This window comes from Bradyrhizobium sp. USDA 3315 (genome assembly GCF_054056795.1).
The window spans coordinates 5,472,197-5,497,619 of the sequence record NZ_JBSRYP010000001.1 but is presented as its reverse complement, the minus strand read 5'-3'; the positions used below and the strand labels follow the sequence as shown (position 1 = coordinate 5,497,619).

Here is a 25,423-nt window from a genome sequence, read left to right as displayed (position 1 = left end):
ACTTCTTCACGACCGCAACACCCGTCCGGCGACTGCATCGAGCTTGGCCAGCAGCTGCGGATCGCGGGCCGCGGGTGCCGTGATCAGCGCGGTGTCAAGCGCCCGATCCGAACCGACCGGACACGGCTCGTGCTCGCGCGGGAAATCCCGTGCCAGCCGCGCGACCAGCGCCTTTGCCTTCTCGGCGTTCGAATTCAGCACGCGGATGATGTCCTGCACCGTCACGGCATCATGCGCCGGATGCCAGCAATCGAAATCAGTGACCATCGCGACGCTGGCGTAGCAGATCTCGGCCTCGCGGGCGAGCTTGGCTTCCGGCATGTTGGTCATGCCGATCACCGAATAGCCCTGCGCCTTGTAGGTCAGGCTTTCGGCGAGCGAGGAGAACTGCGGCCCCTCCATGCAGAGATAGGTGCCGCCGCGGGCGAACGCGATGTCTTCGGCCTCGGCCGCGGCGGCGAGATGCCTCGCCAGCAACGGCGACACCGGATGCGCCATCGAGACATGCGCGACGCAGCCCTTGCCGAAGAACGAGCTCTCGCGCTTGTGGGTGCGATCGACGAACTGGTCGACCAATACAAAGGTGCCCGGCGGCAGCTCTTCCTTGAACGAGCCGCACGCGGACAGCGCGACGAGGTCGGTGACCCCCGCCCGCTTCAGCATATCGATATTGGCGCGATAGTTGATGTCGGACGGCGACAGCGCGTGTCCATGGCCGTGGCGCGGCAGGAATACGATCGGGAGTCCCGCCATCTCGCCGCGGCGGAGCGGCGCGGACGGCTCGCCCCAGGGGCTTGTGATCGCCTCCTCGCGAAGATTTTCCAGGCCCGGCAGGTCGTAGATGCCGGATCCACCGATGATCCCCAACACGGCTTTGGTCATGATCGCTCCTCACGGCCCCGCAACGGCGCCGGCGGGATGACCCAGCCCGATCGGGCTCGCCGGACGTTCGGCCATACTGCGGCGCAGTAATCACTGCGCCGCAGCCGCTTGCAAGGCAATTCCGAACCGCGACCGCTACTTCGCGACGAACCCTGCCGTGTTCATCAGCGACGCATTCTGCTTGTCGTCATCCTCGAGGAACTCGACCATGTCCTTGCCGGTGAGGAAGATCGGCTTCAGCGCCTGCTTCTCCATGTAGTCCTTGTATTCCGTCGTCTGCGTCACCTTCTGGAACAGGTCGACATAGAACGCCTGCTGCTCCTGCGTGACCTTGCCCGGCAGGAACATCGCGCGCAGCATCAGATACTGCACGTCGAGCCCCTCTTCCTTGCAGGTCGGGATGTCGTTCCAGGATTGCGTGTCGGTGACCTTGGTCTTGTAGGAGATGCGCTCCTTGTCGAACACGCAGAGCGCGCGAACCTGTCCGGCGCGCCAGACTTCGAGGTTCTCGCTCGGATTGTTGACGTTGGACTCGGTGTGGCCGCCGACCAGCTGGGTCGCGGCCTCGCCGCCGGACTTGTACGGCAGGTAGGAGAACTTTGCGCCGGTCTTCTGCTCCATGAAGACGGTCAGCACGTGATCCTCGCGCTTGGAGCCCGTGCCACCCATCTTGAACGGCGCGCTCGCCGCTTTCGCGGCAGCGATGAACTCCTTCACGGTCTTCGGACCGGAGGCGTTGTCCCACAACACAAACTGATCGAGCGCGATCACCGACACCGGGGTGAGGTCGCGCCAGTTGAACGGGATCTTGGCCGACAGCGGCAGCATGTAGATCAGCGAATAGGCGATCAGCACCTTGTTGGGATCACCCTCGCTGGACTTCATGTACATCAGCGCTTCCGCACCCGACGCGCCGCCCTTCAGCGACACCACCATCGGCTGCTTCATCAGATTGTTCTTCTGGATCGCCGCCTGCATCATGCGCGCCATCTGGTCGGAGGCGCCGCCGGCACCGGCCGCGACCACGATTTCGACCGGCTTGCTCGGCTCCCAGCCGGCAAAGGCGGGCGTGCTCAGCAAGAGGGCCGCGATTGCAGCCGTGGTTTTTACAATCTGTCCCACGTGTTTCTTCCCTATCTATTTGTTCGGCTTGGCAAAACCTGCGAGGTGGAGGGCTCGCGGCATTGTGCCGAGAATGAACGTGAGTTCAAGCCGCGAACTGCCGCATGGCCTATGACTTTGGAATGAGGTGGGGACGCTCAGGACCAACAATCAAAACAGCGCGGAGTCCGTCTCGGGCCCAGCTTTCTGACAACGGGGATCAATGCGAAAAGCGCGCTTTCCGCCAGGAATCCAGGACGACCGTTACTTGCCCTTGAAGTTGGGCGCGCGCTTGTTGAGGAAGGCGTCCATGCCCTCGCGGAAATCCTCGCTCATATAGGCGCGCAGGATCAGGTCCTCACCCTCCTCGCGCGACAGCGTGCGGCGGATGCGGCGCACCGCTTCCTTGGTCACTTCGAGCGTGATCGGCGCGTGGCCCGCGACGAGCTTCGCCGTCTCGGTGGCGCGGCGCTGCAACGTCTCCACATCGGGGACGACTTCGTTCAACAGCCCGAGCGCCAGCGCCTCGGGCGCCTCGACGAGACGCGCCTTGAAGATCAGATCCTTGGTCCGCGCCGGACCGATCAGCGACACCAGCCGCGAGATGTTGGACATCGAGAGGCAGTTGCCGAGCGTGCGCGCGATCGGGAAGCCGATCCGCGTCGCCTCGGTGCCGATCCGGATATCGCAGCAGGCGGCGATGCCGGCGCCACCGCCGGTGCAGGCGCCGGCGATCGCCGCGATCACAGGCACACGGCACTGCTCGAGCGTGCCCAGCACGCGATCGATCCGCGCCTCATAGTCGAGCGCATCCTGCGCCGTCTTGAACGCGCGGAACTGCGAGATGTCGGTGCCCGAGGCGAACGCCTTGTCGCCCGCGCCGGTCATAATCAGCGCCTTGACGGAGTGATCCTGATTGATGTTCTCACAAATCGCGGCCATCTGCTCGTACATCGCAAAGGTCAGCGCATTGCGCGCCTGCGGCCGGTTGAACGTGATGCGCGCGATCCCGTCCTCGACGGAATAGATCAGGTCTTCGGTCGAAGTGACGGGCGCGTTCATGTCTCGCTCTTTCTGTTGTTTGCGATTCGATTTCAGGCGACAGCCTTTTTAAGCGACAGCCTTCGACTGCGAAGCGTCGCGTCCCTTCAGGACCTCCATCGCGGCCAGCACGCCGCCGCTGCGATGTGGCACCTTGGCCAGATCAAGGCCCATCTCGACGCCGGACAGCGTGCCCATCAGCATCAGGTCGTTGAAGTGCCCGATGTGCCCGATCCGGAACACCTTGCCCTTGACTTTGTTGAGGCCGGTGCCGAGCGACATGTCGAAATTCTCCAGCACGACCTTACGGAAGTGGTCGGCGTCGTGGCCGTCAGGCACCCGCACCGCGGTCAGCGCCGGCGAGTGTGCACCCTGCTCCTGGCACTGTGTCTCGAGGCCCCAGACCTTGATCGCCGCGCGGGTCGCTTCGCTGTGGCGCTTGTGGCGGGTGAAGACGTTCTCAAGGCCCTCCTCCTCCAGCATCTTCACGGCCTCGCGCAGGCCGAACAGCAGGTTGGTGGCGGGCGTATAGGGCCAGGTGCCGGCCTTGTTGATGTTGATGACTTCCTGCCAATCCCAATAGGAGCGCATGCCCGGATTGGCCTTGGCCACGGCGAGCGCCTTCTCCGACACGGCGTTGAAGCCGAGGCCGGGCGGCAGCATCAGGCCCTTCTGGGAGCCGGCGATGGAGACATCGATGCCCCAGGCATCATGCTCATATTCCAGCGAGCCGAGGCCGGAGATGGTGTCGACCATCAAGAGCGCCGGATGCTTCAGCGTGTCGAGGATCTTGCGGACGTCGCGCGGATAGGTGACGCAAGCGGTCGAGGTCTCGTTATGGACCACGCAGACCGCCTTGATCTTGTGCGCCTTGTCGGCGGACAGCCTGGCCTCGATCTGCTCGAGGTCGGCGCCGTGGCGCCAGTCGCCCGCGATGAAATCGACGTCGAGCTTGAACTTGTCGGCAATGCCATGCCACAGCACCGCGAACTGCCCGGTCTCGCACATCAGGACCTTGTCGCCGGGCTGCAGCGTGTTGACGATCGCGGCCTCCCAGGCGCCGGTCCCCGACGACGGGTAGATGATCACGGGCTGCTTGGTGCGGAACACACGCTGCATCGCAGAAAGCACGGCAAAACCGATCTCGGCAAACTCGGGACCGCGATGGTCCATGGTCGGCATATCCATGGCCCGCAGCACCCGGTCCGGCACGTTGGTCGGTCCCGGAATCTGCAGAAAATGCCTTCCAGTATGCACGGTCATGAGCGTCTTTCCCGGTCTCGTCTTAGTCGTGGTGAGCCGCTCGCATATCACTATTCGCCGGGTTTGTCCTAGGCCCGGCGGGGGTCCGTCATGCATATCTGACGGCGCTCCGCCGGGCCGGCAGCGCCTCATTCGGCGGCCACCACCTTGCCCGGCACCACCGATTCGTTCGTCTCCTCGAACGGCCGCTCGGGATGCATTAGAAACGCCGAGAAGCCGCCGACCAGCAGCAGTCCCATGGACATCAGGAACGGCAGGTACCAGTTTCCGGTGGCGTCGATGACGAATCCGGCGACCAGCGGCGAGACGATGGCCGCGAAGGCCGAGCCGGTGTTCATGATGCCCGCGGCGGTGCCGGAATATTTTGCCGCGATGTCCATCGGGATCGACCACATCGGCCCGATCACGAGTTCGGCGCAGAAGAAGCCGGCCGACAGGCAGAGCGCCACCACCGTGATGTCGTGGACGAACAGGATCGGCATCAGCGACAGCAGCGCGCCGGCGAAGCCCACGACCGTCACGCTGAGTCGCGCCAGCCGTACATTCCCGGTGCGCTCGAGAATGCGATCGGAGATGATGCCGCCGATGCTGTCGCCGAGGACGCCGGCAAAGAACACGCCGGATGCGAACAGCGCCGAGTTCTTCAGATCAAGGCTGTAGTTGTTCTTGAAGAACAGCGGCAGCCAGTTGAGATAGAGCCACAGACACCAGCCGTAGCAGAAATAGGTCAGCGTCACCGGCCACATCCGCTGCAGCAGCGGTCCCCACGGCACCTTCGGCCGCTCGCCTTTCGGCCGCGGCGGCAAGGTCGCAAGCTCGGCCGCGGTGATCGAGCCGTGGTCCCGCGGCTCGTTGCGGAAGTACCAGACCCACGCGATGCCCCAGATCAGGCTGACGACACCGAGCACGACGAACGCGCCGCGCCAAGTCAGCCAGAGGATCAGCAGCGCGACCACCGGCGGGGTGATGGCATTGCCGAGCCGCGCGAATGAATGCGTCAGGCCTTGCGCGAAGCCGCGGCGGTTCGCCGGCGTCCAGTACTGCATCGCGCGCGTCGCGGTCGGAAACGTCGCGCCTTCGCCGAACCCCAGCGCGAAACGCGCGACGAACAGCGCGGCAAGGCCATGGACAAAGCCGGTCATGATGGTCGCCGCAGCCCAGATCATGCCGCACCAGAACAAGGTCTGGCGCGGCCCGAAGCGATCGCCGACCCAGCCGCCGATCACCTGGAACAGCAGGTACGGATAGGCGAAGGCCGAGAACACGAGACCGAGCTCGGTGTTGGACAGGCCGAGCTCCTTCTGGATCTCGCCGGCCGCGGTGCCGATGTTCACCCGGTCCACATAGGTGATGAAGTACATCACGCAGAGCATGGCCAACACGACATGGGTGGCCTTGAACCGAAGCCTCATATCATCCCCTCCCCCGATCCGCGATTGTTCTGAGTTCGTTGCGCTGCGGATGCCGTGGCTGCCAGAGCTTCTGGTTCTGATTGAATCAGAACCGAAGCTCTAGGTTTTTGTTGACGCGTTTTCTTCACGCGAACCGGCGTCCACTTCGCTCGAAAACGCTCTAAGTGCTGACCACCTTCAGATGCGACGACGCGTTGCGCTGGTCGCGCTGCTCGAGAAGCCGCATCGCGGCCTCGACGCCGCCCGGGCGATGCGGGACGCCGGCGACCGACAGCCCCATCTCGACGCCCGTCAGCGCGCCAAGCAGCGTCAGCTCGTTGCACTCGCCGAGATGACCGATACGGAACACCTTGCCCGCGACCTTCGACAGGCCGGCACCCAGCGACATGTTGAAATTGTCGAGCACGACCTTGCGGAACTGATCGGCATCATGGCCGGGCGGCATCATCACCGCGGTCAGCACCGGCGAGAATTCCGAAGGCTCCTGGCACAGCACCTCGAGCCCCCACTGATTGACGGCGGCGCGCGTCGCGGCGGCCAGCCGCTGATGGCGGGCGAACACGTTGTCGAGCCCCTCCTCCAGCAGCATCGCGATCGCCTCGCGAAGCCCGTAGAGCAGGTTCGTCGCCGGCGTGTAGGGGAAGAAGCCCTTGGCGTTCGGCTTCAGCATTTCCTCCCAGTCGAAATAGGAGCGCGGCATCTTGTTGGTGCGCGACGCGGCGCGCGCCTGCTCCGAGATGGCGTTGAAGCCGAGGCCCGGCGGCAGCATGAAGCCCTTCTGCGAGCAGCTGACGCTGACGTCGACCTTCCACTCGTCGTGCCGGTAATCGACCGAGCCGAGCGAGGAAATGGTATCGACCATCAAGAGCGCCGGATGCGCGGTGCGGTCGATCGCGGCACGGATGTCCGCGATCCGGCTGGTCGCGCCGGTCGAGGTCTCGTTGTGGACGACCATCACAGCCTTGATGCTGTGCGCGGTGTCGGCGGCAAGCCTTACTTCAATCTGGGCGGGGTCGGCGCCACGGCGCCAATCGCCGGGCATGAAATCCACCTCGATGCCGAAGCGGCCGGCCATTTGCCGCCACAGGGTGGCGAAGTGGCCGGTCTCGACCATCAGGACCTTGTCGCCCGGCGACAGGGTGTTGACGATCGCGGCTTCCCAGGCGCCGGTCCCGGATGACGGGAAGATCACCACCGAACCCCTGGTCTGAAACACCTTCTGGCTACCCTCGAGGACCGCACGGCCGAGCGCGGCGAATTCGGCGCTGCGGTGGTCGATGACCGGCATGTCCATCGCGCGAAGAATGCGATCCGGGACCGGGCTTGGCCCCGGAATCTGCAGAAAATGGCGCCCTTGATGCATGAGAACCTCCCAATCGCCGGATTTCGGCTCCTCGGTGAGCTATTTTGCATTCATTTTTTGTCTTTTCAATCCAATTTTGGTATTCGATCGAGAGCATCGACGCGACCGCGCCGGCAAATTATTGTTCAGAATATGAAATCCGCGATTCCCGAAGCCGGGGTTCCGATTACCCCGCCCGCCGCCGGCAATGGCAGCGACCGCCAGGAGGCCTCGCTTCACGGCGAGATCCTGCTGCGGCTCCGCGACTATGTGGTGGAGGGCAACATTCCCGAGGGCGCCCGCGTTCCCGAACGGCAGCTCTGCGAGATGCTGGGGATCTCAAGGACGCCGCTGCGCGAAGCGCTCAAGGTGCTGGCTGCCGAGGGCCTGATCGAGCTCTTGCCCAACCGCGGCGCGCGGGTGCGCCGGCTCAGCCCGCGCGACCTCGAGGAATTGTTCGACGTCATGGCCGGGCTCGAGAGCCTCGCCGGACGACTGGCATGCGAGATCATCACCGACGAAGAAATCGTCGCGATCGAGCGCCTGCATTACGAGATGTACGGCCATTACCTGCACCGCGACATGCACGGCTATTTCCAGACCAACCAGCAAATCCACGAGAGCATCGTTGCGGCCGCGCGCAACGAGACGCTGAAGGCGACCTACGCCAACTTCGCCGGCCGGATCCGCCGCGTCCGCTATTCCGCCAATTTCGCCCGCAAGCGGCAGCGCTGGGCAGAGGCGATGCGCGAGCACGAGGCGATCCTCGATGCGTTGCGCCGGCGCGCGGCAAGCGAGCTCAGCGACATCCTGTTCCACCACCTGCGCAACAAGCGGGCCGCCGCCATCGATCACCTGGCGGAGGGGCCGGACAGCGGCCTGGAGACGACGCCCCAGAACGACTAAAGGGGCCAGCTAAGGGATAGCTGGAGAGCAGCTATCCTTGCCCATTATGAATTCATAATGTAATTCTCGCGTCGAAAGAATGCATAATCGATGGGCGACCTCGGTCGCGTCATGGATCACATCGGATCTGGGATGAAGAACGCCACCTCGCTCGAACAGCGCCTGCGGTCCGAACTGGCCGGCGACGTGTTTTTCGACGCCTTCAACCGCGGCCGCTACGCGACCGACGCCTCGTTCTACCAGATCATGCCGGCCGGCGTGGTGGTGCCGCGAACCGTCGACGAGGCGCTGCGGACGCTCGCGATCGTCCGCGACGCCGGGCGGATCGTCACCCCGCGCGGCGGCGGCACCTCGCAATGCGGCCAGACCGTCAATGACGGCATCGTGGTTGACCTGTCCAAGCATCTGAACCGGATCATCTCGCTCGACGTCGAGCATCGGACCTGCGTGGTCGAGCCCGGCATCGTGCTCGACGATCTCAACCGCCAACTCAGGAAGCACGGGCTGTGGTTTCCGGTCGACGTCTCGACCGCATCGCGCGCCACGATCGGCGGCATGGCCGGCAACAATTCCTGCGGCGGCCGCTCGCTGCGCTACGGCACGATGCGCGACAACACGCTGTCGATGGATGCCGCGCTGGCCGACGGCACGCTGCTGCATTTCGGCGAGGTGCCGCGCGACCTGACGCGGGTCAATTCGTCCGACAGCGGACTGAAGCTGTTTCGCGACATGCTCGATCTCGGCGAGCGCGAGGCGCTCGAGATCGCCGACAAATTCCCCAAGGTGCAGCGCCGCGTCGGCGGCTATAATCTCGACGCGCTGGTGCCGCGCAACGCGCCGAACAACCTGGCGCATCTTTTGGTCGGCTCGGAAGGGACGCTCGCCTTCACGACACAGGTCGAGCTGAAGCTGTGGCCGGTCATCCGCAACAAGGCGCTCGGCGTCTGCCATTTCGGCAGCTTCTACGAGGCGATGGATGCGGCCCAGCATCTGGTCAAGCTGCGGCCCATTGCCGTGGAGTTGGTCGACCGCACCATGATCGCGCTCGGCCGCGAGATCGCGATGTTCCAGCCGATCATCTCGGCTGCCGTGCGCGGCGATCCGGACGCCATCCTGGTGGTCGAGTTCGCCGAAGAGGACCAGGCCGACAACCTCGCCCGCCTCAGGCAGCTCGGCGAACTGATGGCCGACCTCGGCTTCGGGTGGGACAAGCCGCAGCGCAAATGGGGCGGCGTGGTCGAGATCGTCGAGCCCGCGCTGCAGACCGGCATCGCCGATTTCCGCGCCGCCGGCCTCAACGTCATGATGTCGATGAAGCAGGAGGGCAAGCCGGTCTCGTTCGTCGAGGATTGCGCGGTGCCGCTGCCGCATCTCGCCGATTACACCGAGCGGCTCAATGCCGTGTTCGCCAGGCACGGCACCCGCGGCACGATGTATGCGCATGCCTCCGAAGGCTGCCTGCATGTGCGCCCGGTGCTCAATCTCAAGCTCGAGAAGGACGTCAAGGCGATGCGCGCCATTGCCGAGGAAGCCTTCGCGATGGTGCGCGAATACAAGGGCTCGCATTCCGGCGAGCACGGCGACGGACTGGTGCGCTCGGAATTCCACGAGGCGATGTTCGGGCAGCGCATCGTGGCCGATTTCCGCGAGGTCAAGCAGCGCTTCGATCCGACCAACACGCTCAACCCGGGCAAGATCGTCGATCCGCCCAGGATGGACGACCGTTCGCTGTTTCGTTTTTCGCCGGATTATCGCGTCGGCGAATTGAAGACGGTGCTGGACTGGTCGGCCTATCCCGGCGCCGGCGGCGGCTTCCAGGGTGCCGTCGAGATGTGCAACAACAACGGCGCCTGCCGGAAGCTCGAAGGCGGCGTGATGTGCCCGTCGTATCGTGCCACGCGCAATGAGAAGGACGTCACCCGCGGCCGCGCCAATACGTTGCGGCTCGCGATCTCAGGCCAGCTGGGTGCGGACGCGCTCGCCTCCGACGAGATGATGGAGACGCTAAAACTCTGCGTTTCCTGCAAGGCGTGCCGCCATGAATGCCCGACCGGCGTCGACATGGCCAAGATGAAGATCGAGGTGCTGGCCGCGCGCGCCGCGACGCACGGCTTCTCGCTGCGCGACCGGCTGGTCGGCTATCTGCCGCGCTACGTCGATCTCGCCTCGCGCTTTGCGCCGATCGCGAACTGGCGCAACCGCAGCCCACTGTTGCGCAGCCTGTTCGAGAGGCTCGCCGGGATCAGCGCCAAGCGCGCGCTGCCGGCGTTTCGCCGCGACACCTTCCGGCCGGACGCCGAGGTGCTGGGTCCAGCCGACGGCCGCGAAGTGGTGCTGTTCGCCGACACGTTCAACCGCGGCTACGAGCGCGAGAATCTCGACGCCGCGATCGAGGTGCTTGTCGCCGGCGGCTATCGCGTGCATCTGCCGAGGCCATCGGACGGCGGGCGGCCGCCGTGCTGCGGGCGAACGTTCCTGTCGGCCGGACTGGTTGAGCAGGCTCGCGCCGAGCTTGACCGGCTGGTTGCGACCTATGTCCCGTTCGCGGCCCGCGGCGTGCCGATCATTGGTCTCGAGCCAAGCTGCCTGCTGACCCTGCGCGACGAGCTGCTGTCGCTGCGTTCGGATGAGGCCGCCAAGACCGTCAGCGCGCACGCGCTGCTGTTCGAGGAATTTCTGGTGCGCGAGGCCGAGGCCGGGCGGCTCGCCTTGCCGCTCGGCGCGGTCGCCGGCAAGGCCGCGGTGCACGGTCATTGCCACCAAAAATCCTTCGGCGCGTTCAAGCCGGTGGAGAAGGTGCTGCGCCTGGTACCGGGCCTCGACGTCAAGACCATCGAGTCGAGCTGCTGCGGCATGGCCGGCGCGTTCGGCTACGGCGCAGACACCTATCAGGCCTCGATCGAGATGGCCGAGCTGTCGCTACTGCCAACGGTTCGCAGCGCCGATCCGGACACCCTGATCGTGGCCGACGGCACCTCCTGTCGGCACCAGATCAAGGACGGCAGCGGGCGCACGCCGCTACATGTCGCCAGCGTATTGGCGATGAGCCTGAAACGTGCGAAATCGCAATCCGATCAATCATTGCCGACAAAGGAAAAGGCCCATGGCTGAGCTCACTCTCGAAACTGCCCGCAAGATTCTGGATGCCGCGCTGGCCAAGGGGGTCGAGAAGAAGTTCAAGCCGCTGGTCGTCACCATCCTCGACGCGCGCGGCGCGGTGAAGGTGACGGCGGCACAGGACGGCACCAGCCTGATGCGGGCCGAGATCGCCCATGGCAAGGCCTATGGCGCGCTGGCGCTCGGGATGGGATCGCGGGCGCTGTTTCAGCGCGCCCAGGAGCAGGCCTATTTCATCGATTCCGTGAACACGTTGGCGCAGGGCCGGCTGGTGCCGGTCCCCGGCGGCGTGCTGATCATGGACGGTTCTTCCCTGCTCGGCGCCGTCGGCGTCAGCGGCGACACCTCGGACAATGACGAGATCTGCGCCGTGGCCGGCATCGAAGCTGCCGGCCTGAAGGCCAATATCGGATGACAACAACTGTTTGGTCTTCGCCGCTCTCGCCGCTTGGTTCAAACAAGTACAGCTTCAATTTTAGGACGATGACCGACCGGATCGTCAATCCGGTTCCACGGGAGAAGTCCTTCCTGCCGCCGGGAATCTCCGCGCACCAATGACCTATCCACAGCGGCTGCGATGCGAGGCCCGATCCGATCGGATAGACTTGCGAGCTATCAAACAAGCTCAATGTTCTCACACGGCCCAATATGATCGTTCAACCGACTCTTGCCGAGATCGCCGGCATGCTGGAGCAGTCACCCGATTACCGGGTGCTGCGGCGGCTCGTTCCCCGCTCCGAATTTGCTCCAAGCGACGGGCAATCGACCAAGATCGCAATCCTGCTCGATGTCGAAACCACCGGACTCGATACGGCCAAAGACGAGATCATCGAGCTCGGGATGGTCAAGTTCACCTATCTTTCCGACGGAAGGATCGGCCGGGTCATCGATACTTTCAGTTGCTTCAATCAGCCGTCGATCGCAATTCCCATCGAGATCACGGCGCTGACCGGTATCACCGACGAGATGGTCAAGGACCACGGCCTCGATGAGGAGCGCATCAACGCCTTCGTCTCCGATGCGGTCGTGGTCATCGCCCACAATGCCGGCTTCGATCGCAAGTTCATGGAGCGCTATGCACCCCTGTTGACGCAGAAGGCCTGGGCCTGCTCGGTGAGCGAGGTCGAATGGCGCGGCCTTGGCTTCGAGGGATCGCGCCTGTCCTATCTCCTGATGAAAGCCGGGCTGTTTCACGAGGCCCACCGGGCGGTCGACGATTGCCTGGCGCTGCTCGAAATCCTCGCCATGACCCTGCCCCAGCTCGATCGCACCGTGCTCTCCGTGCTGCTCGAGCGAGCCCGCCGCAAGACGATCCGGGTCTGGGCTGAGCAGTCGCCGTTCGAGCTCAAGGACGAGCTCAAGCGCCGCGGCTATCGCTGGAGCGACGGCGCCGATGGCCGGCCGCGGTCCTGGTACATTGACGTCGATGAGCCCAATCAGACAGCCGAGATCGAATATCTGCAGAGCACGATCTATCAGAGGGAAGTTGAGGTGCGGATCCAGACACTCACCGCATTCGACCGCTTTTCAGCGAGGGCATAGGGCGCTTTCGAGCGCAAAAAACGCTCCAGCACGAACGTTGACCATGTGGGAGTTATCAGGTGAAGCGTTATCGGATGCCCTTCCAGGGGCCGCCGTCGCCTTGGGTGGCAGCAACGGCTTCGGTCGATGTCCGGCGCGCAACGCGCTTCGCTGCTGGAGGGCGTGCCGGGGTGGCAGGAGCCACCGACTGCGAAAGATCCGTCAGTGCCAACATTAGGCCCCGCAAGCTCGCCATCATCGTGATGGGTTTGCCAACTCGCTCGAACACGATCGTGGCGCGGTCCTCACGCCCCAGCAACGAGATCAAAGCAGCGTCCGCAGGAAACGTTGCGGCACATAGCGCCTGGTCGCAGATCAGCGGCTTGACGACGCGCGTGAAGCCGCCAAAGGAGACCGTGACACCGACCTCCACGCTGCTGTCGCGTGGCAGCATGATCAGCGCCATTGATCGTCCATCCTTGGTGAGCGCGATACGCCAGTTCAATCGCGCGGCATCACCGTGCGAGATCGTTTCCAGATAGCAGATGCGCCGGGCGTTGCGGATCTCATCGCAAACCTGGGTCCAATCGAAGAAAGGCCTGATCGTGCGGGTGTAGTCGCCCGCCGCGGCCGATTTTCCTGGCGCGAAGACGCTCGCCCACTCGAATCCAAGCGAAGTTGCCTTTGTCGGCTCGGATACAATGCTGGCAGGGGCCGCTCCAGTCTGGCTCGAAGGCCGGGGTGCAGGGTCGGACGCGATCGCCGCCGACAAGCCGGCCAAGGCCAATGGCAAGAGCCAAGCAGCAACACGAGGCAAGCGTGATCTGGGCATGGCTTGTTTCCGGATTGATGGCGGCGGATTCGAGCGACAATGGTGCTGCGCCGAGGAGGTCAGAATCTGACGCCGATTGAGCCGGAAGCTCCAACGTCGCCCGTGTCCGGCGTGTAGGACACACTTGCCTTGAGGCGCACCGCATCACTCGCGCGGTAGGCAAGACCTCCCGCCAATGAGACTGAGTCCCGGAAAGCGCCGACCGCGATTGCTACGGAGCGGTCGCCTTTGGCCTCATCCGAGAACGCAAGTCCCGCCGCTGCCATCGCTGCCGAACCAGCCGCTCGCGCGCGCCGGTCCACCGCGGCCACCTTTCGATCTGTATACATCCGGTCTTCAGTGCCCAGCGCGGCGAGACCATCATTCAGTTGCTTCAGGTTGGTCGCATCGTTCGCCGCGGTACCCGCGGCCACATTGTGCAGTGCTACAGCGCCGGGAGAGCCGCCCTGCAAAGTTACCGAATTCAGGCGATGACCGTCTGCTGCGACGTCATATCGGATGCTGTTCACAGACGCAGCATTCAAGGCAGAGGCGACGTCATGATAGGTGCTCCCGAGGATCGTATACGAGGGCTGCGACACGGTTCCGTCGGAATTGACGTGCGAGCCCCCGCCAAGCCAGGTCGCGACCGAATCGGCTGACCGGTACAGCTGCTGCCCCGTGAGCGCATCAGACGATTGCGCTGAGACAATGCCATTTGTGATGCCCGTCAAGGTCCGACGGCCGTCGCTGCCGGTCAGATCGACGAGCTTGCCACCCGTCTTGGCAGCTATGGTCACGGCCGCTGTTGGGTCCCTCTGCCGGACCAGCCCGACCGCGCCGCTTCCGATGTCGTTGATCATGGAGGAGCTCATCGTGGCAATCTGCTGCTCGATCGCTTCGAGCGCGCCGCCGACATTGGTGGAGGGCATTCCGTTCACGAGTGTCGAAAAGTGAGTAACCTGTCCGGTCGTGGGGTCAAAGATGGCCCCTCCTCCGAAGGTCGAAGCTGTCGATCTGCCGAGATTATCATTATTGGACGTGACAATGTCCTTCGGACTTGGAGGTTGGATCACCGGCTGCGGCGTCGACACCGGCTGCGGGGCCGGGATCGATTGTGCAGTCGCGGGTGGGGCCGGCACCGGCACCGGCTTCTGTTCGGCGCAGTCCAGTTCGCCGCCCATCGCCTTCCACTGCTGCCTGAGCTGGTCTGTGCAGCCGCCGGGCGGCCGAAATTTCTGCACTGCCGGTGTTACCACGCCGTGTTGGACCTGCGCCATTGCCGGTGCAGAGAACTGTGCCCGGCGCTCGGCATCGACCAATGCGGATGCCACATCCGGAAAGGAGCATGAGGGATAGGCTCCGGCCGCATGGCGCTGCGCCTCGACGAAGACGGCCCAGCCCGAGCCCAGGCGGCGCAAGGCGTTGTTGAGGCGGCCGGCGATAGCCACGAGTTCGGCGGGTACGGCGCTTTCGAGATCCGGCCCGCGGAATCCGGCGGTCCGCTGCAACGAGCCGTCCTTGTTCAGGATGACGCTCTCGCCGACCAGAGCTGCCCAGGGCAGGAAATCGGCAAGACGGGTGCTGGACCGGCGATACTCGGAAAGATTCATCATGGAGCGAGCTCAAACGCAAAGATGTCCGGGAACACGAAGGTGGCGGCGCACGACCTCAACGAAGGCCGGATCGCGTTTGGCGGCCCAGACCGCTGCCATGTGGCCGATGAGCCAGAGGAGAAGGCCGGCAATCCAGAGCCGCAGGCCAAGCCCAACTGCGACGGCAAGCGTTCCATTCACGATCGCAACCGACCGCGGTGCACCGCCCATCAGGATCGGTTCGGTCAGCGAGCGATGCACGGGCGCGACAAAGCCTGCGACGAATTGATCCATCAGACCACCACCCCGCCGCCGAAGGAGAAGAACGAGAGGAAGAAGCTCGATGCCGCAAAGGCGATCGACAGCCCGAATACGATCTGGATCATCCTGCGAAAACCGCCTGACGTATCGCCAAACGCAAGCGTCAGCCCCGTGACGATGATGATGATCACGGCGATGATCTTCGCGACCGGTCCCTCCACCGATTGCAGGATCTGATTAAGCGGCTGCTCCCAGGGCATGTTCGAGCCGGCTGCCCAGGCTGGCGCAGTCGCGAACAGGACCGTTGCCGTTACAGCCACCGGGAGCGCACGCGGTGGAAGCGAGATTCGAAAGCTCATATGAGATCTCCTGCTGGTGAGAGGCTGTAGTCGCCGGTTGCTCCGAGCCCGTCGACGCGCGCGAGCTCGGCGAGGCGACGCTCGGCGCCGCGGCCGGAAAGCACGGCAATGATGTTGATGGTCTCGGCAATCAGGGCGCGCGGTACCGTGATGACAGCTTCCTGGATCAGCTGCTCCAGTCGCCGCAGCGCGCCGAGCGCGGTACCGGCGTGAATGGTGCCAATGCCGCCGGGGTGACCAGTGCCCCAGGCCTTGAGTAGGTCGAGCGCTTCTGCGCCGCGGACCTCGCCGATCGGAATGCGATCCGGCCGCAAGCGGAGCGACGACCGCACGAGATCCGAGAGCGAGACCACCCCGTCCCTGGTGCGCAGCGCAACCAGGTTCGGCGCCTTGCACTGCAGTTCCCGAGTATCCTCGATCAGCACCACGCGATCGCTGGTCTTGGCGACTTCCGCAAGAAGCGCATTGGTGAGCGTCGTTTTGCCCGTTGAGGTTCCGCCCGCGACCAGGATGTTCCTCCGCGCGGCCACCGCCCGCCGCAGTGCTTCCGCCTGGTCTGAGGTCATGATGCGCGAGGCCGCATAGTCATCGAGTGTAAATACGGCGACTGCAGGTTTGCGAATTGCGAAGGCGGGCGCAGCCACGACAGGCGGCAACAGACCTTCAAACCGTTCTCCAGTTTCAGGCAATTCTGCAGAAATACGCGGAGATGCGGCGTGGACCTCGCTGCCGACATGATGCGCCACCAGGCGAATGATGCGCTCGCCATCGGCGGCCGAGAGCTGCTCGCCGGTTTCCGACAGTCCGCCCGCCAGCCGGTCGATCCACAGCCGGCCATCCGGGTTCAACATCACCTCGACGACCGCAATGTCGTCGAGATAGCGCGCGATCGCGGGTCCCAGCGCGCTGCGGAGCATGCGTGCGCCGCGCGAAACCGCCTCCGACTGAAAGGACTGGAATGTCACTGCCGCACCCATCTATCGAGGGCGGATCAGACCGCGCCCTCAGATGGGGATGGATAGAAGAGCCACCACTCCCTTCGTGCAACAAGGCGCTCACGACGATCGTAGCGTAGCGTGGAAAAAGAAAACTCTGCGGAGACCATGAGCTCGATCGGAGACGGGACCATGCACTCCAACCCAAGGGGCGGAAGCATTGGCGCGGAGCCACAACCTGATCGACGCAGGTCGGGCGATCGCGGCAGCCTGCAACCGCGTTGCGCACCACCGGATACCCGCCAACATTGTCGGCGCCGAAGCAAGCTCTTGCCCCTGAACTCCCGCAGGCGTCATCGCGAGGATCATGCGTGCGCCGCGTCGACGTATAGAGAGAGAGACACACACAAATGACCAAGTCTACGATAGTTCGCCTCGGTCAGGTAATTGCCCGGCAAAGGCTGCGACGACGCGCCCCGTATTGAAGCGGGAAAGAGCTGGCAAGCCGAAGACTTCAGCGGACGCAAGGCCCGCACATAGCCCAAGCCAGGGGCACGGGGCGATCGCCGGTGTCCGCAGTCGGGGCCGCCATCTGTGGAGCCTGACCATTAACAGCAGAACCCGCCTGACGTGCGCCAGCCGGGGCTATTAGGCCTGAGCAGCACATCAGGCGGGACCACCACGCTCGGAACGTGGGGGATGCCAAGGGAGCGAGACTACTTGCTTGCGAAAGCGGCCGGTTGATCAAATAAGGGTGCTTACCGATCAAATCAGGACCAAACTGGCTCCGGTCGCCGCGCCTGGCGCTACGTCGGCGATTGGTCGATATTGGGTGCTCGAGTGACGCCGTTTGCGCTCCAGGCAGTTTTCTACGTCAAGCAGACGGTGGTGACACAGCTCGCGTCGAGCCGTCGGTGGCGTCATAGCCAGCCCACGGAGGAGAGTTGCGCAAGCGCGCCCTTGTTATCGGTGTTCAGCTTCACATTGGATCATGCATAGTAGCGAACCGCGGCGGGACTCCACCGACGGCGAACGCTAGGTGCCCCAAACTGCTCGAACCGCAAGCACAGACGCGCTAAACTCTCCATCGTCCTGGTCAGGCATTAAGTTCCAGCCGCCCACACCACCATGCGGTTCGACACCCGCGAAAGGAGCTGAGCATGAAGGGCGACAAGACGGCTATCGAATACCTCAATAGAGCGCTGCGTCACGAGCTCACTGCGGTGAACCAGTACTGGCTACATTACCGCCTGCTCGACAATTGGGGCTACAAGGTGCTGGCGAAGACGTGGCGCAAGGAATCAATTGAAGAGATGCAACATGCCGACAGGCTCATCGAACGCATCATCTTCCTCGATGGATCTCCCAATATGCAGACGCTGGAATCCCTTCATATCGGGAAGAGCGTGAAGGCCGTGCTCGATAGCGACTTGCAAGCCGAGTTGTCGGCGCACTCCCTTTACGCTGAAGCCGCGACCCATTGCCATCAGGTCAAAGACTACGTGACACGAGATCTGTTTGAGGAACTCATGCACGATGAGGAAGAGCACATCGACTTTCTCGAAACCCAGATCGACCTCGTTGCGAGGATCGGCCTCGAGCTATATGCCCAGCGTCGTATGGGAGAACTCGACAAGGACTGAGGTGCTAACGACGCCCCCCCCAAACGGTCTGCTTCTCGAGCTAGACCGGAAATAACAAGCCGCTTGCCCTGCGGCGCTTTTGACCCATAGCGGCGCTATGTCAATTTTCTTTTGTAGCTTGCTGACAGCGACCGTCTTGTTTCTGAGGGGGCGGTCAGGCGCCATTTGGCCTGCGCTGGAAGAGCAATCTCTCAGCTTCGCCAGCGCTTCGGTGACCGTCCGGCCAAGTTGTGTAATCGCTTAGTCAGTGAGGATCGATGTCACGCTTCCGAGCCGATCGACGCTGACATTCAAGTCGGTCCGCGCGCGCTCGCTCAGTTGGAGCCGCTTGGTTTGCCGACAGCTACGGTCCAGAGCACCCCTCCATCGAACTTATTCGGTCGTATGCCTGACCGTATTTTCCCGGTGAAGTCGATGATGTTGACTGGGGTTCACTTCATTGGTCACCTTGACCTCCTCGGAGTCGACCGATGAAATGAACGAACGTTGCCCGGACGGGAGTCTGAGTAGTGGGATCGCCGGTAGATCAAAGCGCGAAGACGCCGAGACGGCTGGCACTCGGCCTATTGTTGCTGTTTGCGTTCACGATTCTTGGCTTCAGCGGGCTGTACTTTGTGGGCGATTTGTCGAGATATCAGGAAGCCATCTCAAAAAGTGACGCCTATGTTGTCATGCGCGACGTGAGCAATCCTGAACAATTGGATCAAGCTCTAAAGCGACATCCCTCGAACGTGATTCTGAAAATGATCGCACTGGCAAGTCTGGATGCGATCGAGATGAATGCTGCCGCTCGAAGGCTGTTAACCGGCGCCGAGCAAAAGGAAATCCCGAAAGCAATCGATCCAGCTTCCAGCCGCAGTGATCTAGACGCAATTCTTCGCGATCTGAAGGCCGCCGAGGGTCGTATCGCTACCTTTGAGCCCCGCTATACCGCTCTGGTAAAATCCGAGCGCGGCAAACTGGAAGACGAGGCCCGCTCACTCCTTGTTGGAAACGACACAATTCGCAGATTCATGAGCATGATCGATACGCAGCACACCGAAACAATTGCCGTAGCGGCCGAATTGTCGGCCGCATACGCCGAATATTACAAGACCTATGACAAGTGTGTAACGCTCCTGCTGAGGGAATTTGGGATCTACAAAGTGAAAGACGGTCAGTTCGTGTTCCCGTTTCAAATGACTGCAGACAACTACAATCGTGCAGCGGCGGCAATGATCGCTGCTGCAAAACGCATTGCCGAGCTGGACGATGAACTGACCGCCCTGAGGCCCCTCCAGTTGAACAGATGGAAGGCCTTCGTTGAACAATAATTGAGAGGAAGTAGTGGTGCTGTTGCATCGATCAGTAGGATCTACCGACCCAATATCCGTCCCTTTTTTCAAAGCTAGGCCGTTCGACTGCTTTGTGGGTTGAACGCTTCCAGAGTGTTTAAGCGTCCGAGGGATCCGTTCTAAGGGTATGACGGCCGCCCAGGCTGCTTTAACCCTCGTCCCGGTTCGAACTTCGTAGCGCCGATCCATTTTGAGGAGGCATTTGCGAAGTTCGAAAATGCGCCGACGAGGTTATCGAATGAGGGGCTCACTCTGCCGCGGTGCATGAGTCCGGAATTGCCCCAACTCGGACCTGCAGTGCGGTCCTCGATTGCGTCGCTATCAGGGTCACAGCGAACCTCATAAGCGCCCCCAACTGCGGGTGGATGAGCAAACGCGCTGACCGCTGCTGTCGACGACCAGGGATACCTCCCAGCCGTCCTTCGCCGCCTTAACGGAATGGCTTGCGCGGTGGATTTGACGTCCCGGATTTGCGAGTAGTCGGTCGATTGAAACTTCGCCACAAGCTCCTGCGTGATGTCTCTTCAGCGGTCGACACGCTCCGATCCGAAAAAAATGGCCCTCGGGCAACTGACGGAACATTGCGTTGGTAGCTACAAATCGTTCAACCCTAATGAAGTTCGTGGAGGAGCAACGGAGTCCCTTCCGAATGCGCCAGCCCGCAGGCGGTGAACCAGCCATTTGGCGGCAGAGACGCGCCGACCGCCGTCGAGTAGCCGAGCCATCCCCGGGCTACTTTCGGATCAGGCATGGAGACAAGGCCGGGTCACCGCTGTTCTTGAAGAATCGGTACTCCGAGTTCATCGAAACGAAAGAGCTGAAACGCCCGCTGACCGTTGAAGTCGAGCACTCTCAAATCATCGGTCTCGTGAAGATCGCTCTCGACGGCTTGGAAATGCCCGCCGTAGCGCTCCCTGGCGAGCGGCACGGGAACCTCAAATGCGACGAACTTGCCAATTCCCTTGTGCTTGAGCTTCTCGAGAAGCTCCTGATCGTGTACGGACTCGTGCGACGTGAGAATGAGCAGAGGACCGCTCGCCGTTAGCAGCAAAAGCGCTTTCATCGGACCCTCCTTCGCGGTTGGACTGATTTCATGGATGTCCAGTCCGGATACTCCCAGTATAAGCCGGTTCACCGCTCATAACGATTCCACGGTGGACGTGATCTGCACTGTTTGGACCGTCCTGGGTCCTGAGATGCTCGATCGCATCGAGGCCGGTGACGCGCGGCCCAGGGCTCGCTATTCCGCCATTCCCTGCCAGCTGGCGCTGACGAGCGATCGAATGATTACGTTCGCTTCAGAGATGGCCGAATACCAACTCCGCACCGCCTCCGAGGTTGTCTAACTGAGCTCGTCTGGAAGTGGCATGCCTGGAATGACGCGATTGGACCATCGCGGAAGCAGGCCCTAGTCCAGCAGCGGCCCTATATGCTTTGATGCGCAGGACCGGAATTGAGATGCAAGGGTGGCCAGATGTATATGTTCGTTAGAAAGTACACCAAGGTTCGTTCGGTTGCGGATGCTGCCCGCCGCGCCAAGAGTGGCATCGGCCAGATCCTGAAGGATTCGCCCGGATTTAAATCTTATTATGTATTGGATGGGGGCCAAGGCGTTGGTGTCGCTGTGATGATATTCGAGGACCGCGAAAGCGCCAATGCGGCGAACGAAAAGGTCCTGCAGTTTGTTCAAGCAAGCATGCATGACCTTCATCTTGGCGCCCCCGAAATTATCGCAGGGGAAGTCTTGGTGAACATAGAATGATGCGTAGTTGATCGCAAGCGCCGCTGATCCGCAACGTGAGCGAGCATGGCGTCGAGAAGCTGCTGTGACGTTCGGCAAGAAGACGTTTCAATGTCACTGCACATGTATGGCCGGGATATCAATTACACGGGCCGCTCAGAGTTCGATGTGGAGCGCAGGCGCGCGAAGCCATTCGTGCTCAAGGTCGCTGTCGACGAGCACGCGCGGACTTAGTCTTTTTCGTCAGGCGGGAGCGTCGGCACGTCCGCTGCTGACCCTGGCTGTGTGAAAACGCTGGGCTGCTGTTATGATTCTCCTGTGATTCTTTGGGGGAATCGATGAGGCGCTTCGTTGAAGAGGCGGATCGTGGACAGCGGTCGCTGTTGCCCGAATGCCTCGATGACTTCATTGACGAGAGCAACCCTGTTCGCGTGATCGACGTATTTGTCGATGCGCTCGGTTTGGCTGAGATGGGCTTTGAGGGTGTGGAGCCGGCGGCCACCGGTCGGCCGTCGTACCATCCCTCGGTGCTCCTGAAGCTTTACATTTACGGTTATCTGAACCGGGTACAGTCGAGCCGGCGGCTGGAACGAGAGGCCGGGCGCAACGTCGAGGTGATGTGGCTGCTGGGTCGGCTCGCTCCCGATCACAAGACGATTGCGGACTTCCGCAAGGACAACGGCCTGGCGCTGCGCAGGGTATGTGCGCGCTTCGTCGAACTCTGCCGAGAGATGGGTCTGCTGGCGACGGCGAGCGTCGCCATCGATGGCAGCAAGTTCAAGGCCGTGAACAACCGGGACAGGAACTTCACGCGCGCGAAGATGGAGCGACGGCGTGCTCAGTTGGAGGAGAGCGTCGCGCGCTATCTGAGCCAACTTGACACGGCCGACCGCCAGGAGCCGACCGAGGCCCTGGCCACGAAGGTGACGAGGCTTACCGAGAAGCTGACGAAACTGAAGGAGGAAATGGGCAAGCTTGCCGTCTACGAGAAGCAGATGCTTGCGTCACCCGACCAGCAAATCTCCCTGACCGACCCCGACAGCCGCTCGATGGCGACGAGCGGGCGCGGCTCTGGTGTTGTCGGCTACAACGTACAGGTCGCCGTAGACACCGAACACCATCTGATTGTGACGCACGAGGTGACGAACAGCGGCTCGGATCGGGCACAACTTGCCAATATGGCCAAGCGGGCGAAGGCTGTTCTGAAGACTGAGACGCTCGAAGCTGTAGCCGATCGCGGCTACTTCAACAGCCCAGAGATCCTTGCATGCCACGAAGCGGGCATCACGGTAACTCTGCCCAAACCGCTAACGTCCGGCGCTAAGGCAGACGGACGCTTCGGTAAACAGGACTTTGCCTATTTGCCAGAGGAGGACGTCTATCGCTGCCCGGCCGGGGAGCGGCTATCCTATCGCTATACGAATGAAGAAGACAGCAAGGTGCTGCGGCGCTACTGGACCACGGCCTGTCAAAGCTGTTCGCTCAAGACCCAATGCACGCCTGGGTCAGAACGGCGGATTACGCGATGGGAGCATGAGCATCTGCTCGAGGCTGTGCAGCAGCGCCTTGATGCAAGCCCGCACGCCATGCGTCAGCGCCGCGAAACTGTCGAGCATCCGTTCGGCACCATGAAGGCCCGCATGGGAGCGACACACTTCCTCACCAAAACGCTTCCGAAAGTGGCGGCCGAAATGGCGCTCTCCGTCCTGGCCTACAATCTGACACGGGTCATGAACATCGTCGGGATCAAGCCGCTGATGGCTGCGATCGCGGCATGACACCAATCCAGTCCCGACTGCCTCGGGACTGGCGTTTTTACACGACCAAGACCCAAACGCGAAGGCCGGACCACCTCTGAGGTCGTTCGGTCATCGGGCCAGACCGGAAGTGGTTCGCCCAGCGACCGGCACGATTCGTGTCCGACATATAACCAGTACAGAAAAGCCGGGCGGCGATGCTGGGCCTCTCTTTCTTTGAACGCTGAACTTTGGACCTAGAAGTCCACACCACCCATGCCGCCCATGCCACCACCCCCTGGCATGCCGCCGGGTGCGTTCTTCTTCGGCAGCTCGGCGACCATGGCTTCCGTGGTGATTAGGAGTGCCGCGATGGAGGCGGCGTTCTGGATCGCGGTGCGCACGACCTTGGTCGGGTCGATGATGCCCTTCTTGACGAGGTCGGCATAGTCGCCGGTCTGGCCGTCGAAGCCGTAATTGTAGGTCTTGTTCTCCAGGATCTTGCCGACGATGACGGAGCCGTCCTCGCCGGCGTTGACCGCGATCTGGCGAGCCGGAGCCGACAGCGCCTTGCGCACGATCTCGACGCCGGTCTTCTGGTCGTCGTTCTTGGTGCGCAGGCCCTTCAGGTGCTCGGAGGCACGGAGCAGGGCGACGCCGCCGCCCGGGAGGATGCCTTCCTCGACAGCCGCACGGGTCGCATGCATCGCGTCATCAACGCGATCCTTGCGCTCCTTCACCTCGACTTCGGTCGCGCCGCCGACGCGGATCACCGCGACGCCGCCTGCGAGCTTGGCGAGACGCTCCTGCAGCTTCTCACGGTCGTAGTCCGAGGTGGTCTCCTCGATCTGCGCCTTGATCTGGGCAACGCGGGCGTCGATGTCGGCCTTCTTGCCGGCGCCGCTGACAATCGTGGTGTTTTCCTTGTCGATCATCACCTTCTTGGCGCGGCCGAGCATCTGCAGCGTGACGTTCTCGAGCTTGATGCCGAGGTCTTCCGAGATGGCCTGGCCGCCGGTCAGGATCGCGATGTCCTGCAGCATGGCCTTGCGGCGATCGCCGAAGCCCGGAGCCTTGACGGCCGCGACCTTCAGGCCGCCACGCAGGCGGTTGACGACGAGGGTGGCGAGGGCTTCGCCTTCGACGTCCTCGGCGACGATGACCAGCGGCTTGCCGCTCTGTACCACGGCCTCGAGCAGCGGCAGCAGCTCGTTCAGCGAGGAGAGCTTCTTCTCGTTGATCAGGATATAGGCATCGTCCAACTCGGCACGCATCTTGTCGGCGTTGGTGACGAAGTAGGGCGAGATGTAGCCGCGGTCGAACTGCATGCCCTCGACGACGTCGAGCTCGGTCTCGAGCGACTTGGCTTCCTCGACCGTGATCACGCCCTCGTTTCCGACCTTCTTCATGGCGTCGGCGAGGAACTTGCCGATTTCGGCATCGCCGTTGGCCGAAATGGTACCGACCTGGGCGATCTCCTCGTTCGAGGTGACCTTCTTCGAGTTCTTCTGGAGGTCCGCAACGACGGCTTCGACCGCGAGGTCGATACCGCGCTTCAGGTCCATCGGGTTCATGCCGGCGGCGACCGACTTGGCGCCTTCCTTCACGATCGCGGCCGCGAGCACGGTCGCGGTGGTGGTGCCGTCACCGGCCGCGTCAGCGGACTTGGAGGCGACTTCGCGCACCATCTGCGCGCCCATGTTCTCGAACTTGTCCTCGAGCTCGATCTCCTTGGCGACAGCGACGCCGTCCTTGGTGATGCGGGGAGCGCCGAACGACTTCTCGAGCACCACGTTGCGGCCCTTCGGACCGAGGGTGACCTTCACCGCGTTGGCGAGGATATCGACGCCGCGCAGCATCTTGTCGCGGGCATCGACGCCGAATTTGAGTTCTTTGGCTGACATGTCTGTCTCCCCTGAGTTGATCTCTGCTCCTCGTCCTGAAGTGCTTGCTCTTGAAGCGGGCGTCTCGAAGAACGAGACAGTTGGCTCTTGGCCTCATCTTTCGAGACGCCGGCAGCGCCTGCTCCTCAAGAGAGCGGGCGTACGGCTTAAGCGGCCTTTTTGCTGGCGGAGGTGCCAGTGAGAACACCCATGATGTCGCTCTCCTTCATGATCAACAGCTCCTTGCCGTCGATCTTGACTTCGGTGCCCGACCATTTGCCGAACAGCACGCGGTCGCCGACCTGAAGGTCAATCGGGATCAGCTTGCCGCTCTCGTCGCGGCCGCCCGGGCCGACGGCGATCACTTCGCCCTGCGAGGGCTTTTCCTTGGCCGAGTCGGGAACGATGACGCCACCAGCAGTCTTCTCTTCAGCTTCGATGCGCTTGACCACGACGCGGTCGTGAAGCGGACGGAATTTCATGCGATCCTCCCTGGCCTTGTGCGCAATCTCGGGATTCGCACCCACAATGAGCAAGTGC

23 protein-coding genes and 1 pseudogene are annotated in these 25,423 nt (G+C 62.7%); 9 read left to right on the top strand and 15 right to left on the bottom strand.

What is annotated here, in order from left to right:
• Positions 1–6: 6 nt before the first annotated feature.
• The 6 genes from ACVIYL_RS25535 to ACVIYL_RS25510 all read right to left on the bottom strand — a co-directional run bounded on the left by ACVIYL_RS25535 (position 7) and on the right by ACVIYL_RS25510 (position 7,062).
• The gene (locus ACVIYL_RS25535) at positions 7–882 is read right to left on the bottom strand and encodes an S-methyl-5'-thioadenosine phosphorylase (RefSeq protein WP_456780149.1); all 876 of its coding nucleotides are present in this window, start codon (positions 880–882) and stop codon (positions 7–9) included.
• 135 nt (positions 883–1,017) lie between these two features.
• Entirely contained in the window at positions 1,018–1,995 is a 978-nt protein-coding gene (locus ACVIYL_RS25530; protein WP_456781889.1) for a Bug family tripartite tricarboxylate transporter substrate binding protein, read from the bottom strand.
• Between the two features lie 252 nt (positions 1,996–2,247).
• Positions 2,248–3,045 (bottom strand): enoyl-CoA hydratase/isomerase family protein, encoded by a 798-nt coding sequence (locus ACVIYL_RS25525; protein ID WP_157345163.1) that lies wholly within the window; start codon positions 3,043–3,045, stop codon positions 2,248–2,250.
• A gap of 48 nt (positions 3,046–3,093) precedes the next feature.
• Positions 3,094–4,287 carry a pyridoxal-phosphate-dependent aminotransferase family protein gene (locus ACVIYL_RS25520; RefSeq protein WP_456780148.1) on the bottom strand — a complete coding sequence of 398 codons (1,194 nt, stop codon included), beginning with the start codon at positions 4,285–4,287 and terminating at the stop codon, positions 3,094–3,096.
• A gap of 128 nt (positions 4,288–4,415) precedes the next feature.
• On the bottom strand, positions 4,416–5,699 hold the full coding sequence (locus ACVIYL_RS25515) for an MFS transporter (protein WP_456780147.1): 1,284 nt from the start codon (positions 5,697–5,699) through the stop codon (positions 4,416–4,418).
• A 160-nt stretch (positions 5,700–5,859) separates the two neighbouring features.
• On the bottom strand, positions 5,860–7,062 hold the full coding sequence (locus ACVIYL_RS25510) for a pyridoxal-phosphate-dependent aminotransferase family protein (RefSeq protein ID WP_456780146.1): 1,203 nt from the start codon (positions 7,060–7,062) through the stop codon (positions 5,860–5,862).
• A gap of 132 nt (positions 7,063–7,194) precedes the next feature.
• Between ACVIYL_RS25510 and ACVIYL_RS25505 the strand changes: the two genes are divergently transcribed.
• The 4 genes from ACVIYL_RS25505 to ACVIYL_RS25490 all read left to right on the top strand — a co-directional run bounded on the left by ACVIYL_RS25505 (position 7,195) and on the right by ACVIYL_RS25490 (position 12,606).
• The gene (locus ACVIYL_RS25505; protein ID WP_456780145.1) at positions 7,195–7,947 is read left to right on the top strand and encodes a GntR family transcriptional regulator; all 753 of its coding nucleotides are present in this window, start codon (positions 7,195–7,197) and stop codon (positions 7,945–7,947) included.
• A 132-nt stretch (positions 7,948–8,079) separates the two neighbouring features.
• Positions 8,080–11,058: an FAD-binding and (Fe-S)-binding domain-containing protein gene (locus tag ACVIYL_RS25500; protein ID WP_456780144.1), complete on the top strand. Its 2,979-nt coding sequence runs from the start codon at positions 8,080–8,082 to the stop codon at positions 11,056–11,058.
• On the top strand, positions 11,051–11,479 hold the full coding sequence (locus ACVIYL_RS25495) for a GlcG/HbpS family heme-binding protein (RefSeq protein ID WP_076833912.1): 429 nt from the start codon (positions 11,051–11,053) through the stop codon (positions 11,477–11,479). The genes ACVIYL_RS25500 and ACVIYL_RS25495 overlap by 8 nt, the downstream gene beginning before the upstream one ends.
• Positions 11,480–11,712: 233 nt before the next feature.
• Positions 11,713–12,606 (top strand): 3'-5' exonuclease, encoded by an 894-nt coding sequence (locus ACVIYL_RS25490; RefSeq protein ID WP_456780143.1) that lies wholly within the window; start codon positions 11,713–11,715, stop codon positions 12,604–12,606.
• Positions 12,607–12,673: 67 nt separating this feature from the next.
• Here ACVIYL_RS25490 and ACVIYL_RS25485 read toward each other — a convergent pair whose 3' ends face one another.
• From ACVIYL_RS25485 to trbB, 6 genes and pseudogenes are all read right to left on the bottom strand, one after another.
• Complete coding sequence (locus ACVIYL_RS25485; RefSeq protein WP_456780142.1) at positions 12,674–13,417, bottom strand: invasion associated locus B family protein; 744 nt, start codon at positions 13,415–13,417, stop codon at positions 12,674–12,676.
• 59 nt (positions 13,418–13,476) lie between these two features.
• On the bottom strand, positions 13,477–14,259 hold the full coding sequence (locus tag ACVIYL_RS25480; RefSeq protein ID WP_456781888.1) for a YadA-like family protein: 783 nt from the start codon (positions 14,257–14,259) through the stop codon (positions 13,477–13,479).
• Positions 14,260–14,688: 429 nt separating this feature from the next.
• A pseudogene (locus tag ACVIYL_RS25475) lies at positions 14,689–15,012 on the bottom strand (conjugal transfer protein TrbE); the annotation flags it as partial.
• Positions 15,013–15,021: 9 nt separating this feature from the next.
• Positions 15,022–15,285: a VirB3 family type IV secretion system protein gene (locus ACVIYL_RS25470; protein ID WP_456780141.1), complete on the bottom strand. Its 264-nt coding sequence runs from the start codon at positions 15,283–15,285 to the stop codon at positions 15,022–15,024.
• On the bottom strand, positions 15,285–15,611 hold the full coding sequence (locus tag ACVIYL_RS25465; RefSeq protein ID WP_456780140.1) for a TrbC/VirB2 family protein: 327 nt from the start codon (positions 15,609–15,611) through the stop codon (positions 15,285–15,287). Before ACVIYL_RS25465 ends, ACVIYL_RS25470 begins: the two co-directional genes overlap by 1 nt.
• Positions 15,608–16,588 carry a P-type conjugative transfer ATPase TrbB gene (gene trbB, locus ACVIYL_RS25460; protein ID WP_456780139.1) on the bottom strand — a complete coding sequence of 327 codons (981 nt, stop codon included), beginning with the start codon at positions 16,586–16,588 and terminating at the stop codon, positions 15,608–15,610. The genes ACVIYL_RS25465 and trbB overlap by 4 nt, the downstream gene beginning before the upstream one ends.
• 1,118 nt (positions 16,589–17,706) lie before the next feature.
• Here trbB and bfr point away from each other — a divergent pair.
• The gene (gene bfr, locus ACVIYL_RS25455; protein ID WP_456780138.1) at positions 17,707–18,189 is read left to right on the top strand and encodes a bacterioferritin; all 483 of its coding nucleotides are present in this window, start codon (positions 17,707–17,709) and stop codon (positions 18,187–18,189) included.
• Positions 18,190–18,698: 509 nt separating this feature from the next.
• Positions 18,699–19,502 (top strand): hypothetical protein, encoded by an 804-nt coding sequence (locus ACVIYL_RS25450; RefSeq protein ID WP_456780137.1) that lies wholly within the window; start codon positions 18,699–18,701, stop codon positions 19,500–19,502.
• 787 nt (positions 19,503–20,289) lie between these two features.
• On the opposite strand, the gene ACVIYL_RS25445 is transcribed toward ACVIYL_RS25450, so the two are convergent.
• Positions 20,290–20,586: a cytosolic protein gene (locus tag ACVIYL_RS25445; protein ID WP_069275481.1), complete on the bottom strand. Its 297-nt coding sequence runs from the start codon at positions 20,584–20,586 to the stop codon at positions 20,290–20,292.
• 133 nt (positions 20,587–20,719) lie between these two features.
• On the opposite strand from ACVIYL_RS25445, the gene ACVIYL_RS25440 reads away from it, so the two are divergent.
• The 3 genes from ACVIYL_RS25440 to ACVIYL_RS25430 all read left to right on the top strand — a co-directional run bounded on the left by ACVIYL_RS25440 (position 20,720) and on the right by ACVIYL_RS25430 (position 23,042).
• Complete coding sequence (locus tag ACVIYL_RS25440; protein WP_456780136.1) at positions 20,720–20,869, top strand: hypothetical protein; 150 nt, start codon at positions 20,720–20,722, stop codon at positions 20,867–20,869.
• Positions 20,870–20,997: 128 nt separating this feature from the next.
• Positions 20,998–21,285, top strand: a complete 288-nt coding sequence (locus tag ACVIYL_RS25435; RefSeq protein ID WP_456780135.1) for a hypothetical protein — start codon at positions 20,998–21,000, stop codon at positions 21,283–21,285.
• A gap of 317 nt (positions 21,286–21,602) precedes the next feature.
• Positions 21,603–23,042 carry an IS1182 family transposase gene (locus ACVIYL_RS25430; RefSeq protein ID WP_253607763.1) on the top strand — a complete coding sequence of 480 codons (1,440 nt, stop codon included), beginning with the start codon at positions 21,603–21,605 and terminating at the stop codon, positions 23,040–23,042.
• A gap of 215 nt (positions 23,043–23,257) precedes the next feature.
• Here the strand turns inward: ACVIYL_RS25430 and groL are convergent, their stop codons facing one another.
• Positions 23,258–24,904 (bottom strand): chaperonin GroEL, encoded by a 1,647-nt coding sequence (gene groL, locus ACVIYL_RS25425; protein ID WP_456780134.1) that lies wholly within the window; start codon positions 24,902–24,904, stop codon positions 23,258–23,260.
• Between the two features lie 146 nt (positions 24,905–25,050).
• The gene (locus tag ACVIYL_RS25420; RefSeq protein WP_456780133.1) at positions 25,051–25,365 is read right to left on the bottom strand and encodes a co-chaperone GroES; all 315 of its coding nucleotides are present in this window, start codon (positions 25,363–25,365) and stop codon (positions 25,051–25,053) included.
• Between the last annotated feature and the right edge of the window lie 58 nt (positions 25,366–25,423).